We start from the raw sequence: 14,893 nt of genomic DNA, 5'->3' as shown, positions 1-14,893 counted from the left end.
GATGCTGAAGCCATGAACACGAACGAGCACGAGCACGTGATCGAGGTCACCGACCTGAGGCGTGTCTACGGGGGCGGGTTCGAGGCGGTGCGTGGGATCACGTTCCACGTGAAACATGCCGAGGTCTTCGCGCTGCTGGGCACCAACGGGGCGGGCAAGACCTCGACCGTTGAACTGCTGGAGGGCCTCGCGGCCCCGGCCGGGGGCCGGGTGCGGGTGCTGGGACACGATCCCTACGCCGAGCGGGCCGCCGTACGGCCACGGACCGGGGTGATGTTGCAGGAGGGTGGCTTTCCGTCGGAGCTGACCGTCGGGGAGACCGTCCGGATGTGGGCGGGCTGTACGAGTGGGGCGCGGCCGGTGGGCGAGGCGCTGGAGCTCGTCGGACTCGGCGAGCGGTCCGGCGTACGGGTGAAGCAGCTGTCCGGGGGTGAACGGCGGCGGCTGGACCTGGCGCTGGCGTTGCTCGGCAAGCCCGAGGTGCTGTTCCTGGACGAGCCGACGACCGGACTGGACGCCGAGGGGCGGCGGGACACCTGGGAGTTGGTCCGGCAGCTGCGCGACACCGGGACGACGGTGCTGCTGACCACGCACTACCTGGAGGAGGCCGAGGGGCTCGCCGACCGGCTGGCGATCCTGCACGAGGGGCGGATCGCGGCGGCCGGGACGCCCGCCGAGGTGACGGCGTCCCAGCCGGCCCGGATCTCCTTCGAGCTGCCCGAGGCCTACTTCCTCGGGGATCTGCCGTCCCTGGGCGAACTGGGGGTCGTCGGGCACGAGGTGGCCGGGCGAGTCGTACGGCTGCGGACGCACGAGGTGCAGCGGACGGCCACCGAGCTACTGGTGTGGGCCCGGGGAGCCGGGGTCGAACTGCGCGGGCTGGATGTGCGGTCGGCCTCGCTGGAGGAGGCGTTCCTGCAGATCGCCGGGCGGATGTCCGCGGCGCAGAAGGAGGAGGTGGCGGCCGTATGACCACGGTCACCGGACGTATGAGCGCCCTCGCACGGGCGGAGCTGACCCTGCTGGGGCGCAGCCGGGCGACGATCGTCACGGTGCTGCTCGTCCCGCTTCTGCTGCCCCTGAGCGTGCGGTCGGCGATCGACGGGATGGATCTGGCGGACGCCGGGCTCACGGTCGGCACCGTCCTGCTGCCCGCCGCGATCGGGTTCTCGCTGCTCTTCGCGTTGTACTCGGCGCTCACCAGTGCGTATGTGGTGCGACGCGAGGAACTGGTGCTGAAGCGGTTGCGCACCGGTGAGCTGCGGGATGTGGAGATCCTCGCCGGAGCCGCGCTGCCGCCCGTCGGGATCGGGCTGGTGCAGTGCGTGCTGCTGGCGGTCGGCTGCACGGTCCTGATGGACCTCGGCGCGCCGCCCGCTCCTCATCTCGCCGTCATCGGAGTGCTGTTGGGGCTCGTGCTGTGCGCGTTGCTCGCGGCGGTCACGGCCGCCTTCACCAGGACCGCCGAGAGCGCCCAGGTGACCAGCCTGCCGCTGCTGTTCGTGTCCATGCTCGGCTCGGGCATGGCCGTCCCGCTGGAACTGCTGCCCGACCGGGTGGCCTCGGTGTGCGAGCTGCTGCCGCTGACGCCCGCCATCACGCTGGTGCGCGGTGCGTGGACCGGGGATCTGCCGGCGTCCGAGGCGCTGGGTGCCATGGCGGTCTCGCTGGCCTGGACCGTCGTCGCCGTGTTTGCTGTACGGCGGTGGTTCCGGTGGGAGCCGCGACGCTGACGGAGGGGAGGTGCGGCAGGTGTCCAGGCCGGGGCGATGGTGGCGGAGGAAGAGCACGCCGGCGAAGGTGGAGACGTACACACGGTGGTCGTTCCACTTCTTCGCGGTGATCGAGGTCGGGCTGTTCGGCCTCCCGGTCCTCGGCCAGGGGCGACTGCCGTACGCGGTCTGGATGTTCCTGCTGGTGTGCGGGCACGCTCTGTTCGCCGCGGTGGTCGGTTCCCGGGCGCTGGACTGGACACGCGGCCTGCGCCCACAGCCCCTGCGGCTGATGTGGGCGCACGGGACGGTCAGCGCGCTGTTCGCGGGCACCGTACTCGTCCTCGTCGACCGTGGAGTGGGCGGCGAGGACGCCACGACCGCGCTGGGCACGCTGTTCGCCGGTCTGCTGGCCTTCGGCGTCGGGTCGATCACGCTGGGCATCCGCAGCCGGCGCCGGGTTCTGGAGCTGGTGCTCGGCCTCTCGGCGGGCACCGCCCTGACGGTCCTCGCGCTGGGCGGCCCCGTCGTGGACGCGCTGGCCTCGGCGCTGGCGGGGCTGGCCGCCATGGGCTTCTTCGCCTTCACCTCCGTCTTCTCCGTCTGGCTGCTCAACGCCGTCTACGAACTCGACGAGGCCCGTGAGACCCGGGCCCGGCTCGCCGTCGCGGAGGAACGGCTGCGGTTCGGGCGGGACATGCACGACGTGATGGGCCGCAACCTCGCCGTGATCGCGCTGAAGAGCGAGCTGGCCGTGCAGTTGGCGCGGCGCGGGCGGGCCGAGGCCGTGGACCAGATGATCGAGGTGCAGCGGATCGCGCAGGAGTCGCAACGAGAGGTGCGGGATGTCGTACGCGGGTACCGCGAGGCCGACCTCGGCGCCGAACTCGCCGGTGCTCAGGGCGTGCTGACGGCGGCCGGGATCGCCTGCGAGGTGTCCGGGGAGGACGCGGCCGCCGGGCTGCCGGGTGAGGTGCAGTCGGCGCTGGGGTGGGTGGTGCGCGAGGCCACCACCAATGTGCTGCGGCACGGGGACGCCGGGCTGTGTGTCGTGGGGCTGCGGGTGGCTGAGGGGCGTGTGGTGTTGAGGGTGGAGAACAACGGGGCCTCCGGGGCCACTGGTACCGGAGGGGGGTCCGGTCTTGCCGGACTGCGGGAGCGGTTGGCCGCCGTGGAGGGGACGTTGGAAGCCGGACCGGTCGGGCAGGGTGTGTTCCGGGTGGTGGCAGAGGTGCCGTTGACGCCTGTTGTGCATGAGGTGGCTTCGTGACCGTGCGCGTGCTGCTCGCCGACGACGAACATCTGATCCGGGGTGCGCTGGCCGCGCTGTTGTCGCTGGAGGACGACCTCATGGTGGTCGCCGAGGCGGCGAGCGGGCCGGAGGCACTGGCGATGGCACGGGCGCACGAACCCGATGTGGCCGTGCTGGATCTGCAGATGCCCGGCGCCGACGGTGTGAAGGTCGCCACATCACTGCGGGCCGAACTGCCCGGCTGCCAGGTGCTGATCGTCACCAGTCACGGCCTGCCGGGGCACCTGAAGCGGGCGCTGGCGGCGGGCGTACGGGGGTTCGTGCCGAAGACGGTCAGCGCACAACGGCTGGCGGAGATCATCCGTACCGTCCATGCCGGGAGCCGTTACATCGACCCCGAGTTGGCCGCCGACGCCATCTCCGCCGGGGACTCGCCGCTCACGGCGCGGGAGGCCGAGGTGCTGGAACTGGCCGCGGACGGGGCGCCCGTCGCCGAGATCGCCGAGCGCGCGGCGCTGTCCCAGGGAACCGTACGGAACTACCTGTCGTCGGCCGTGTCGAAGCTCGGGGTGGAGAACCGGCATGCGGCTGTGCGTCTCGCTCGCGAGCGGGGTTGGGTATAGTTGCTTTCGCGCCCCGGCGCACTGCGGACGTAGCTCAGTTGGTAGAGCGCAACCTTGCCAAGGTTGAGGTCGCGAGTTCGAGCCTCGTCGTCCGCTCTGGATGAGCCCCCCGGTTTCGGCCGGGGGGCTTTCTTGTTGTGGTTACGACCAGCTGGTGCCCGTCAGGCGCTCGTACGCCTCCACGTACTTGGCGCGGGTCGCGTCCACGACCTGCTGCGGCAGCGCGGGCGGGGGCTGCTCGCTCCCGCGGTCCCAGCCGGACTCGGGCGAGGTCAGCCAGTCACGGACGTACTGCTTGTCGTACGACGGCTGCGCGCGGCCCGGCTGCCACTGGTCGACCGGCCAGAAGCGGGAGGAGTCGGGGGTGAGGACCTCGTCGGCGAGGACCAGGGTGTCGCCGTCGAAGCCGAACTCGAACTTCGTGTCCGCGAGGATGATCCCGCGGTCGCGGGCGATGTCCCGGGCGCGGGAGTAGACGGCGAGGGTGGCCTGGCGGAGCTGGGCGGCGGTGTCGGCGCCGACCTGGCGGGCGACCTCCTCGTAGGAGACGTTCTCGTCGTGCTCGCCGACCTCCGCCTTGGTGGCCGGGGTGAAGATCGGGGCGGGCAGCTCGGAGCCGTCGACGAGGCCTGCGGGGAGGGCGAGGCCGCAGACCGTACGGGACTCGTTGTACTCGACCAGGCCGGAGCCGGTGAGGTAGCCGCGGGCCACGCACTCCACGGGGACCATCCGCAGCGACTTGCAGACCAGCGTGCGGCCCGCCCAGTCGGCGGGGGCGCCCGGCGGGAGTTCGGTGCTCAGGACATGACCGGGGGCCAGGTCGGCGAGCTGGTCGAACCACCACAGGGAGAGCTGGGTGAGGACGCGGCCCTTGTCGGGGATCTCGGTCGGCAGCACCCAGTCGTAGGCGGAGATACGGTCGCTGGCGACCATCACGAGGTCGCCCGCCTCGTTCTGGTACAGCTCGCGCACCTTGCCGGTGTGCAGATGCACCAGGCCCGGAACCTCGGTCGGCTCGGGCTTTTCGACGAATCCGGACACGGTTCCTCCCCGTGGTTCTGTCCAACTGGGTCGATTCTCCCGCACCGGGAAGTGATCGAGGACAGCGGGTCAGTCGCGTTTGCAGATGCGGTCCAGGAGGTTGGCGGTGGCGCGCTGGATACGGGCGTCCACGTGGCCGGGGCGGTCCAGGGCCGGGGACCAAGCGAACGTTCCGGCCGCGAAGACCAGGGCGCCGGACGGGGCGCGGTAGAGGGACGTCTCCTGGTGGCGGAGGACGCCCTCGCTGTCGGTGTACGGGGAGTGGGCGAGCAGGATGCGCTCGTCGTGGTCGGGGAGCGGGGTGCGCGGGAAGTAGCGGTCGGCCTCGCCGGCGACCAGGCCCGCGATCTCGTCGCCCTCGTGCGCGCCGGTCGCCTCCCACAGCCAGTGGCCGGCGTTACGGACGATCAGCGGGTGCGGCTCGGGGACCCGGCCCTGGTACTGGATGCCGATCACCTGCTGCTCCGGGCGGTCGATCTCCCGCCACAGCACCGGCCTGCCCGGGCCCCTGCGCTTGCGGCAGGTCAGGAGGCGGTCCGGGGTGCCGGACGGGGACGGGCCCAACTCCACCTGCCAGTACATGGAGTTGGAGGAGAGGAAGACGAGGGACGTGCCGTTCTCGCGGGCCAGCTCCACCGTGCGGCGCATGTTCGTCGACCAGTACTCGTCGTGGCCCGGGAAGACCAGGCCCCGGTAGCGGGTGGGGTCGACGCGGCCGGCGTGCAGGTCGCGGGCGTCGGCGTAGGCGAGGTCGTAGCCGTAGCGCTCGGCCCAGCGGATGAAGTCGTAGGCGTGGCCCACGTGCAGGGGCAGGCCCGCGCCCGCGTACGGCCGGTCGAAGGAGACCGTCGTCGCGGCGTCCGCCTCGCCGAGCAGCCGGCCGTGCTCGTCCCAGGCGTGGTAGAGGCTCGCGCCGGTGCGGCCGTCCTCGGGATAGAGGTTGTACGCCTGCCAGGTGATGTCCGGGAGTAACAGCAGCAGGTCGGCCGGGTGGTCGTCGCGGACCGTGAACGGGACGTGGGAGCGGTAGCCGTCGGCGGTGGTCAGGACGGCGACGTACGCGCCGACGCTCCAGTGCGACGGGATCTGCAGGCGCCAGGAGAGCCACCAGTGGTGGCAGGAGACCGTGCGGTCGGCGGTGAGGGGTGGGGGCTGGACGATGCCGGAGAGGCGGGGGCTGGTGGTGATCTTGGCCGCGCCGTCGCCGCCGTAGTGGCCGATGCGGTAGATGTCGACGGCGAATTCCTGGGGCGGGTCGACGGTGACGTGGAAGTCGACGGCATCGCCCGGGGCGACCGCGCCGGTGGAGTTGAAGCCCTTGATCTGGCGGTGTACGTCGTCGGCGGCTCGGGGGCCGCCGGAGCGGGGGGCGGGGACGCGGGGGGTGGCGGCGCCGGGGGTCTGCGTCTGTTGGGCGCCGGGGGCCTGGTCCACGTACCAGGGGACCACCTTTCCGGTGTCGTCGAAGTACGTCTCGCTGCCGCGCAGCCAGGGGAGCGGGCCCTGGCCGAAAGGATCCGTCACGGCGTGTGCCAGTGCTCCCGACTCCCAGCGGCGAATCTGCTCCGACCCCATGGTCGCTTCCCCTCCCCGGGCGCCGTTTTGTTGTGGTGGTGCGGTCGTTCTTGGGTGGTGGTGAGTGTGCTGTGGTGCGCTCTGGGTGTTTGTATGACTGTCTTATGTCGGGCGGGTTTGCCATGTGCGCGTTCAGTACCAGCACATCACATTACGCACGGAGTCCGTCACAGTTCGTTTCGAATTGACCGAAAGCGGAAGCTGGGGCTCCGGGCGGGGAGCCGGAAGGGTGGCGGGCAGACCGGGGCTCAGACGAGCCGTACGGGCTTCTCCGGGCGTATCCCGACCTCGGACAGCCAGGCTCTCAGCGGGGCCGGGTCGCCGTCCTCTATGAGGCTCAGGACTCTGGGGGTCAGGTCGGCGGCGCGTTCGCCCTTGACCAGGAGGGACGGGCCGTCGAGCCAGTCCAGGCCGGGGGCGGCACCGGCGGTGTCCATCGCGGCGCAGCAGATCATCGCCGTGACGTGGTCGGCGAGCAGCTCGCGAGGGGTGCGCGGGGGCTGGAGAGGGAAGAGGGGGAGGGCGCAGTCGTCCCAGAGGGTGTCTGGGGTGGGGGTGGGCGCGGCTGTCCGGGGCGGGGCGGCGGTGGCTTCTTCGCGGGCGATTTCCGCGCTGATGCCTGCGGCGAGGGCTGCGCTGCGGGGGTCGGAGGGTGGGGGGTCTTCTTCTGGGGGTGTGGCTGGGGCGGGGGGTGTGGGGCTGACTGAGGGGGTGGCTGGGGCGGGCGCTGGGGTGGTGGCCGGGGCCGTGTGTGGGGCTGGCGCTGGGGTGGCCGTGGCTGGGGCTGGCGCTGGGGTGGTGTCTTGGGCCGTGGCTGGGGCTGGCGCTGGAGTTGTGTCTGGGGCTGGCGCTGGAGTTGTGTCTGGGGCTGGCGCTGGAGTTGTGTCTTGGGCCGTGGCTGGGGCTGGCGCTGGAGTTGTGTCTTGGGCCGTGTCTGGGGCTGGCGCTGTGTCTGTGGCTCGGGTCGTGACTGTGGGGCGGGCTGCGTCTGCGGCCGCGCCTGCGGCTGACGCCGTGGCTGTGGGTCGCACTGCGTCTACGGCTGGCGCCGTGTCTTTGGCTCGGGTTGCGTCTGCGGCTGTGCCACCGGCTGGCGCCGCGGCTGTGGGTCGCGTTGAATCTGCGGCCGTGCCTGCGGCTGGCGCCTGCTCTGTGGGGCACGCTGCGTCTGCGGCTGGGGTCGTATCTGAGGGTCGGGCCCTCTCTGCGGCCGTGCCACCGGCTGGCATGTCTGTGGGTCGCGCTGAATCTGCGGCCGCACCACCGGCCGGCGCCTGGTCTGTGGGTCGGGCCGTGTCCGGGGCTGGGGCTGTGGTCGGGAGTGTTTCGGCGTTGGTGGTGTGGCCCGGCGTCGGGGGCGGGTCCGTGAGGTGGTCGAGGACTCGGGCCAGGGTGGGGCCGTGGTCGGTGTCGCGGGTCGTGCGGCGTACGCCGAGGGTGTCCAGGACGCGGTGGAGGCGGGCCGCGTCGGTGCGCCACTTGCGGTCGACGACCTCGTCCGGGTACTCCTGCCAGTCCACCGGCAACCAGTCGGGGCCGGACTCCGCCGGGCCCCCGTGGAAGAGGCGGGCGGCGAGCAGCGAGGCGGCCTCGTCCACCAGGCCGGGCTCTTCGAGCAGGTCGCAGGCGGGACGCTCGCCGAGGCGGGAGGCGAATCCCTCGGCCAGGCGGTCGCGCCGGGACAGCTCGGTGAGGGCCGCGACGACGCCCGCGTCCAGCCGGGACGGCCAGCGGCCCATCCGCCAGGCGGGCAGCGCGACCCGGGTGAGCAGGCGGTCCCAGCCGGCGTACGCCAGCCCGACCTGCTCCTGCGCAACGATCCGCAGCCCGTAATCCACAGCCTGTGCACGCTCGGCCGCCGCGGCGGCGACCCCGCGCTCCATCCCGGCCGCGTGCTCCCGGCAACCGCGCAGCAGCAGGCGGGCCAGCCATCCGACGCCCGCGCACACCGTGCGGATCACGGGGCGGCGGCCCGGTGCCGAGACGACGGCCACCGCCGCGTCCAGGCCCCGCACGAAGCGCCGGGCGGCGGCTATGTCGGGGTGCGCCGAAGGTCCCGTACCGGCGACCACCGGGGCGAGCACCGCGCGCAGCTCGCCGACGCGCATCCACCACAGGAACGGGGAGCCGATGACGAGGACGGGGCTGGCCGTCGTACGGCGATGGCCGTGCCGTCGTATGAGACTCGCCATCTCGTCGGGGTCGTCCGGCGCGGGCGGGGGGCCGTGGGCCGGATGAGTGCGGTCCTCCAGCCAGCTGTCGCAGTCCGGGGTGAGCGCTATGGCGGAGGGGGCTGGGACGTCGAGGCGGTCGGCGAGGTCCCGCACCAGCCGGTAGAGGTCGGGGGCCGCTTCCTCGGCGATCGGGACCGTCGGGCTCACGGCGGGGCGGGCGCGGGCGAGGAGCAGGGCGAAGCCGCCGGCGGCCAGCAGGGCGAGCAGCGCGAACACGCTCACCGCCCAGCGGGCGAGGTCCCAGCCCCGGCCGACGAGATGGCCGGTGGAACCCCCCGCCAGCAGGACCACGGCGACGGCCGCGGGCAGCACGGCGACGGCCAGCGCGCGGCTGCGGATCCGCAGCACGGCCAGCGCCCGGGCACGCGCGTTCTGCGTCCCTGCTTCCACACCGATGCCGGTCACGTCCGGAACTCACCCCCTCCCGTCCTGGCAGTCCTGGCTGTCCTGGCGTTGCTCACTCCCCCACTGTGGCACCCACCACTGACATCGCAATGCCGGTGGGCCAAGTGCCGGAACGCTTGCGCCGCACCCTAGTTGGGGCCTCGCCCCTCGTCAGCCGGATACGACATCGGTCACTCGATGGAATGGCTTTGGGGAGAGGTGGATGACGGAGGGCAAGGATCAGGCCCCGGGTCCGAGGAGGTCCGGGGCCTGTGTCATGCCAGGTCAGGCGGGTGATCGCCGGTGATCGTGGCGTGGTGCGGGCGGCGTGGGGCCGTGGTGTGGGTGATGTCGGTGGTGTGCGGGAGGTCGGGCCGTGTGGGCTATGCGCCCGTCGCCGCCTTCGCCGCGATGTCCGTACGGTGCTGGGAGCCGTCCAGGTGGATGCGGGAGACGGCGCGGTACGCCCGTTCGCGGGCCTCGGCGAGATCGCCGCCCGTCGCGGTGACGGACAGGACGCGGCCGCCCGCGCTGACGACGGCGTCGCCGTCGCGGTTCGTACCGGCGTGCAGGACGTAGGCGTGCGGGGCGTCCTCCTCGGCCACCGCGTCGAGGCCGGTGATCGGGTCGCCCGTGCGGGGGGTGCCGGGGTAGTTGTGCGAGGCGACGACGACGGTGACGGCCGCGTCGTCGCTCCAGCGGAGGGGTTCGAGGTTGGCGAGGTTGCCGGTGGCGGCGGCCATGAGGATGCCGGCGAGCGGCGTCTTCAGGCGGGCCAGGACCACCTGGGTCTCCGGGTCGCCGAACCGGGCGTTGAACTCGATGACCCGCACACCCCGGCCGGTGATCGCCAGACCGGCGTAGAGCAGGCCGGAGAACGGCGTGCCGCGGCGGCGCAGCTCGTCGACGGTCGGCTGGAGGACGGTCTGCAGAACGTCGTCCACCAGCTTCGGGTCGGCCCAGGGCAGCGGGGAGTAGGCGCCCATGCCGCCGGTGTTCGGGCCCTCGTCGTTGTCGAGCGCGCGCTTGAAGTCCTGGGCGGGCTGGAGCGGGAGGACGGCCTCGCCGTCGGTCACGGCGAACAGGGAGACCTCGGGGCCGTCGAGGTACTCCTCGATGACGACACGGTCGCAGGCGCCCGCGTGGGCCTTCGCCGCGTCGAGGTCGGCGGTGACGACGACGCCCTTGCCGGCGGCGAGACCGTCGTCCTTGACGACGTACGGCGGGCCGAAGGCGTCGAGTGCCTCGTCGACCTCCGCTTGCGTCGTACAGACATACGAGCGGGCGGTCGGGACCGCGGCCGCCGCCATGACGTCCTTGGCGAATGCCTTGGATCCCTCCAGCCGCGCGGCCTCCTTGGAGGGGCCGAACACGGCGATGCCCGCCTCGCGCACGGCGTCCGCGACCCCCGCGACCAGCGGGGCCTCCGGGCCTACGACCACCAGGTCGGCGCCGAGCCGTGCGGCCAGCGCGGACACGGCCGCGCCGTCCAGGGCGTCGACCGGGTGCAGCTCGGCGACCTCGGCGATGCCGGCGTTGCCGGGGGCGCAGTGCAGCGCGGTGACGGCGGGGTCGAGGGACAGGGAGCGGCACAGGGCGTGTTCGCGGGCGCCGGTACCGATGACGAGGACCTTCACGGGGTCAGCCTAACGGGAGCGTGCCGGGTGGGTTTGTGGGGGATGCCGAAGGGGTGGGGGGTGGCGGGTTGTGGGTTTCTCCGAAAAAGGGCGCGCCTGGAGGTGTCGACGGCGACAGTTGATTGCTCGTTGGCGGTCGTGTGCGCGTCGGCACTCGTGTGCTCGTTGAGAGTCGACTGCTCGTTGGAGGTCGCTGTCAGTCGTTCGAGAACTCTTCCATCACCGTCGCTCCCAGCTCCCGCACGATCAGTTCCTGGCCGGAGAGGGCGGACTCGTCGAGGTCGGGGTCGTCGTCCTCCGGGATGTCGTCCTCGATGGAGACGGGAGGCGGCTCCGGCGCGGAGGGCCGCGGTGGGGTGGGGGCCAGCGTCGCGGCCGGGGCCGATGCGGCCGTGGGCTGGGCAGGGGCGGCCGACGTGGGCTGCGTCGACGCCGGGCGCTGGGCGGTCGTAGTACCGCCGCCGGTGCCTCCCGGCGTACCGCCGCCGTAGCCGCTCGCGGTGCCGCCACCGCCGTAACCGCTGGCGCCGCCGCCGCTGCCGTAACCACCGGGGGTCCCGGAGGCGCCGTAGCCGCCCCCGCCGCTGTTGCCCGGCGCGGGCGGAGCCGAGCCGCCGCCCGAGGGGTCGACGACGGCCTCGATCTTCCAGTGGACGTTGAACTGCTCGGCCAGTGCCTGCCGCAGTACGTCCTCGCTGCCGCTGCTCGCGAAGTTGTCGCGGGCGCCGGCGTTGACGAAACCGAGCTGGAGGGTGGTGCCGTCGAAGCCGGTGATCTGGGCGTTCTGGCTCAGGAGGATCCAGGTGAAGCGGCGGCGGTTCTTCACCGCTTCGAGGATGTTCGGCCAGAGGGAGCGGGGGTCGAGGCCGCCGGTCGGGGGTGGTGAGGCGGGCGGGGCCGATGTGGGAGTGGGGGTCGCGGGAGTGGGGGGCGCGGGGGTGGGCGCGGGGGCGGACGGGCTGGGGGCGGCCTGGGGGCGGCCGCCGCCTCCCGGGGGCGCGGCGGTGGGCCAGCCGCCGGGACGACGGCCGGTGCCTCCGGAACCGGCGGGGGTTGCGGTGGGCCAGGCGCCGGGGGTGGGGGCGGACGGGGCGGGAGCCGGTGCCTGGGGCTCGGACTGGGGCTGGGGTGTGGTCGGCGCGGGGGCCGGTGCCTGTGCCGGTGTGGTCGGGGCGGGGGCCGAGGGCGGCTGCTGGGTGGGTTCGCCCGCGCTGGGGGCCGTAGGAGTACCCGAGCCGTCAGGGCGTACGTCGCCCCGCTGATCGCCGGGCGCACCTGGACCACCGTGTCCACTGGGTCCACCGGACACGGCGCCACCGAAGGCCTCCGAGGGAACTGTGCCGCCGCCGGAAGCCCGCACGGCGGCGCGAGCCGCCGCAGCTCCGCCCCCCGGCGGAATGGCCGCGCCCGCAGCCGCGCCCGCACCGGCATTCGCGCCCGCAGGGGCTCCCCCATGCACGTCGGGCCCGGGCACGTACCCCATGGCGGGGGCACCGGCCCCGGTGGAGAAGTTCACCCCCCGCTCCAGCCGGTCGAGCCGGGCCATCACGGACCGCTCGTCTCCGTACGCGGCGGGCAGCAGCACGCGCGCGCAGATCAGCTCCAGCTGGAGGCGCGGGGAGGTGGCGCCGCGCATCTCGGTCAGGCCCTCGTTGACAAGGTCGGCGGCGCGGCTGAGCTCGGCGGGGCCGAAGGTGCCGGCCTGGGCCTGCATCCGCTCCAGCACGTCGGCCGGGGCATCGATGAGCCCCTTGTCCACGGCGTCCGGAACGGCGGCGAGGATCACCAGATCCCGCAAACGCTCCAGCAGATCGGCGACGAACCGCCGCGGATCGTTCCCGCCCTCGATCACGCGGTCCACGACCTCGAAGGCGGCGGCGCCGTCCCCTGTGGCGAAGGCCTCGACGACGGAATCGAGCAGCGAACCGTCCGTATAGCCCAGCAGGGACGTGGCCATGGCGTATGTCACACCGTCCGCGCCTGCGCCCGCGAGCAGCTGGTCCATCACGGACATGGAGTCACGCACGGACCCGGCGCCGGCCCGCACGACGAGCGGCAGGACGCCGTCCTCGACGGGGATGTCCTCCTTCTGGCACACCTCGGCGAGGTACTCCCGGAGCGTGCCGGGCGGGACCAGCCGGAACGGGTAGTGATGCGTACGCGACCGGATCGTCCCGATGACCTTCTCGGGCTCGGTGGTGGCGAAGATGAACTTCAGATGCTCCGGCGGCTCCTCGACGACCTTCAGGAGCGCGTTGAAACCGGCCGACGTGACCATGTGGGCCTCGTCGATGATGTAGATCTTGTACCGGCTGGCGGCGGGCCCGAAGAAGGCCTTTTCCCGCAGCTCACGGGCGTCGTCCACACCACCGTGCGACGCGGCGTCGATCTCGATGACGTCGATCGAACCCGGCCCGTTGCGCGCGAGGTCCCGGCACGACTGGCACTCCCCGCACGGGGTGGGGGTGGGCCCCTGCTCGCAGTTCAGACACCTGGCGAGAATCCGCGCACTGGTGGTCTTGCCGCACCCGCGCGGACCGCTGAACAGGTACGCGTGATTGACCCGGTTGTTCCGCAGCGCCTGCTGCAGCGGGTCAGTGACATGCTCCTGCCCGATGACCTCGGCGAACGACTCCGGGCGATAGCGGCGGTACAGCGCGAGAGACGACACGCATACGAGGTTATAGGCGCCCACTGACAACAGGCCCCGCCCCAGAACCCGGGGCGGCCTCCCCGGAGGCGGATCCGGGGCGAACCCGGGAGACCCAACGCAAGCGCCCCCCACGCACCCGCCAGAGCCAACCTACCCTTGCTGCCTTCCGGCCCTGGGGGAGTTCAGTCAGATAGCGCCGCGTGAGGGGCTTTGCACAGGGTACCTGATGCTGAGGTGCGGGAACGAGTTCGCGAGCACTCCTCTCGGTCATGTAATGTTTCCGGCGGAGGATTCGCCTAGAGGCCTAGGGCGCACGCTTGGAAAGCGTGTTGGGGGCAACCCCTCACGAGTTCGAATCTCGTATCCTCCGCACCTCGCCTGAACAGGCAAAACGAAGGGGCCCGCTGATCTCCAGCGGGCCCCTTCGTCGTTGTCCTCAGCCGCCGTTGTCCTGGTTTTTGTCCACAGGGGGCTCTTCCGGGGGTCCCCAGATGGCATCGGCGATCTTCTTTGCCACGTCCTTGAGCATGGCGTCCGGCACATGGAGGTACCGGGCCCGCATGCTCGCGGAGGTGCCCGGCTCCCACCCCATGATCTGATCGATGACGCGGGCCGGGACACCGAGCAGCATGAGGACGGTGGCGGCCGTGTGCCGGGCGTCGTGCAACCGGGCGTTCCGAACCCCCGCGTCTTCCAGTAGCCGCTTCCAGTCGTGATAGTCCGTGTTCGGGCTGAGCGGGCCACCGAGCGGCTTGGTGAACACGTAGTCCGAGTCGCTCCACAGGTCCCCGGCCGCCTTGCGCTCGCGCTCTTGCGTCTCGGCATGAGCCCGGAGCATGGCGACCAGCGGACCCGGCAGGGGCACGGCGCGGCGGCCAGCCCGGGACTTGGTGTTCTTGGTCTCGCGCCGCACCTGCACCTTGTCCGGGCAGTACCCCGCCTTCCGGCCGCATGGCGAGGCTTCCGGGCACCCGTGCTCGTACCGGGGCCTCAGACGGTTCCGCCTCAGCTTCAGGTACTCGTTGGCGAGGTCGACGTCAGACCAGCGCAGTCCGAGCGTCTCGCCCTGACGCAGTCCGAGCGCCAGCGCCAGCATCCAACGGGCGCTGTTCCGGCGCTTGTTGGCTTCCAGCAACAGGCACTGAACCTCTTCCACGGAGTAGGGCTCAACCTCGGATTCGTCCTCTTCCAGCCGTGGCGGCTTCGCCAACGCGGCAGCGTTCTTCGCCGCGTAGCCGCGCCGTACTGCCTCCCCCAGCGCGGTTCGGGCGGTGCGGTGGGCCTGGTGAGCTGTACCGGCCTTGCGCTCCCCGTTCGCCTGCATACGGCGGTACAGGCTTTCCAGGTGCTCGGGCTGCAAGCGGTCAAGGCGATGCCTGCCGACACCAGGAACGAGGTGCACGCGAACGGCGACTTCGTAGCCGTCGTAAGTGTTCTCGCTGACCGTCGGCTTGGCGATGTTCTCAACCCAGTGCTGAAGCCACTTCTCAACCGTCCACGCCTTGCCCGGCTGTTGAGCCGAACCCCCGTCGCGCTGCTTCTCCAGCTTCTTGACTTCCTCAACCAGGTCATCGCGCGTCTTGCGCGTCAGGTGCCGACGGTAGGGCTCCCCGTTGTCCTTGTAGCCCATCGGCACGCGCGCGTGCCAACGACCATCCGCCCCGAAGTAGATAGCCGATTCGCCGTTGGCGCGGCGGGTGCCCTTCTTCTTCTCTGCCACAGGCAGGCTCCTGTTTCTTGGTGTCGGGATGGAGACCGGGGCGGCGGGCTGTCCTGTCCGGG

Annotated in this window: 10 protein-coding genes, 2 tRNA genes and 1 other RNA gene; 6 read left to right on the top strand and 7 right to left on the bottom strand. The window is 72.1% G+C overall.

Going from position 1 to position 14,893, the window contains the following annotated elements:
• Positions 1–12 precede the first annotated feature (12 nt).
• The 5 genes from I2W78_RS20430 (at position 13) to I2W78_RS20410 (ending at position 3,683) form a co-directional block, all read left to right on the top strand.
• Positions 13–972, top strand: coding sequence for an ABC transporter ATP-binding protein (locus tag I2W78_RS20430; RefSeq protein ID WP_196461722.1), 960 nt, complete (start codon positions 13–15; stop codon positions 970–972).
• Positions 969–1,733, top strand: coding sequence for an ABC transporter permease (locus I2W78_RS20425; protein WP_196461721.1), 765 nt, complete (start codon positions 969–971; stop codon positions 1,731–1,733). Before I2W78_RS20430 ends, I2W78_RS20425 begins: the two co-directional genes overlap by 4 nt.
• A gap of 19 nt (positions 1,734–1,752) precedes the next feature.
• Positions 1,753–2,982, top strand: coding sequence for a sensor histidine kinase (locus I2W78_RS20420; protein ID WP_196461720.1), 1,230 nt, complete (start codon positions 1,753–1,755; stop codon positions 2,980–2,982).
• Entirely contained in the window at positions 2,979–3,587 is a 609-nt protein-coding gene (locus tag I2W78_RS20415) for a response regulator transcription factor (protein ID WP_196461719.1), read from the top strand. The genes I2W78_RS20420 and I2W78_RS20415 overlap by 4 nt, the downstream gene beginning before the upstream one ends.
• Before the next feature lie 23 nt (positions 3,588–3,610).
• Positions 3,611–3,683 (top strand) — tRNA-Gly (locus tag I2W78_RS20410).
• Positions 3,684–3,728: 45 nt separating this feature from the next.
• Here I2W78_RS20410 and I2W78_RS20405 read toward each other — a convergent pair.
• The 6 genes from I2W78_RS20405 to ffs form a co-directional block, all read right to left on the bottom strand.
• Positions 3,729–4,628, bottom strand: a complete 900-nt coding sequence (locus I2W78_RS20405; RefSeq protein ID WP_196461718.1) for a phosphoribosylaminoimidazolesuccinocarboxamide synthase — start codon at positions 4,626–4,628, stop codon at positions 3,729–3,731.
• A 69-nt stretch (positions 4,629–4,697) separates the two neighbouring features.
• Positions 4,698–6,203 carry a N,N-dimethylformamidase beta subunit family domain-containing protein gene (locus I2W78_RS20400; RefSeq protein ID WP_196461717.1) on the bottom strand — a complete coding sequence of 502 codons (1,506 nt, stop codon included), beginning with the start codon at positions 6,201–6,203 and terminating at the stop codon, positions 4,698–4,700.
• Between the two features lie 248 nt (positions 6,204–6,451).
• Positions 6,452–8,842 (bottom strand): hypothetical protein, encoded by a 2,391-nt coding sequence (locus I2W78_RS20395; protein ID WP_196461716.1) that lies wholly within the window; start codon positions 8,840–8,842, stop codon positions 6,452–6,454.
• 362 nt (positions 8,843–9,204) lie between these two features.
• Positions 9,205–10,458, bottom strand: coding sequence for a phosphoribosylamine--glycine ligase (gene purD / locus I2W78_RS20390; protein WP_196461715.1), 1,254 nt, complete (start codon positions 10,456–10,458; stop codon positions 9,205–9,207).
• 196 nt (positions 10,459–10,654) lie between these two features.
• Positions 10,655–13,129 carry a DNA polymerase III subunit gamma and tau gene (locus I2W78_RS20385; protein WP_196461714.1) on the bottom strand — a complete coding sequence of 825 codons (2,475 nt, stop codon included), beginning with the start codon at positions 13,127–13,129 and terminating at the stop codon, positions 10,655–10,657.
• A gap of 96 nt (positions 13,130–13,225) precedes the next feature.
• Positions 13,226–13,324, bottom strand: an RNA gene (gene ffs, locus I2W78_RS20380) — signal recognition particle sRNA small type.
• Positions 13,325–13,396: 72 nt separating this feature from the next.
• On the opposite strand from ffs, the gene I2W78_RS20375 reads away from it, so the two are divergent.
• A tRNA-Ser gene (locus I2W78_RS20375) sits at positions 13,397–13,481 on the top strand.
• 66 nt (positions 13,482–13,547) lie between these two features.
• On the opposite strand, the gene I2W78_RS20370 is transcribed toward I2W78_RS20375, so the two are convergent.
• Positions 13,548–14,831, bottom strand: coding sequence for a tyrosine-type recombinase/integrase (locus tag I2W78_RS20370; RefSeq protein ID WP_196461713.1), 1,284 nt, complete (start codon positions 14,829–14,831; stop codon positions 13,548–13,550).
• Positions 14,832–14,893: the final 62 nt, after the last annotated feature.

The sequence above is a fragment of the Streptomyces spinoverrucosus genome (assembly GCF_015712165.1).
Taxonomy (GTDB): Bacteria; Actinomycetota; Actinomycetes; order Streptomycetales; family Streptomycetaceae; genus Streptomyces; species Streptomyces spinoverrucosus_A.
The sequence above is the reverse complement of the archived record's forward strand: the minus strand, read 5'-3'. Positions and strand labels throughout refer to the sequence as shown.

Coding starts and splice junctions, on each gene's coding strand:
- I2W78_RS20430 (WP_196461722.1), top strand. CDS start 13: ATGAACACGAACGAGCACGAGCACGTGATCGAGGTCACCGACCTGAGG.
- I2W78_RS20425 (WP_196461721.1), top strand. CDS start 969: ATGACCACGGTCACCGGACGTATGAGCGCCCTCGCACGGGCGGAGCTG.
- I2W78_RS20400 (WP_196461717.1), bottom strand. CDS start 6,203: ATGGGGTCGGAGCAGATTCGCCGCTGGGAGTCGGGAGCACTGGCACAC.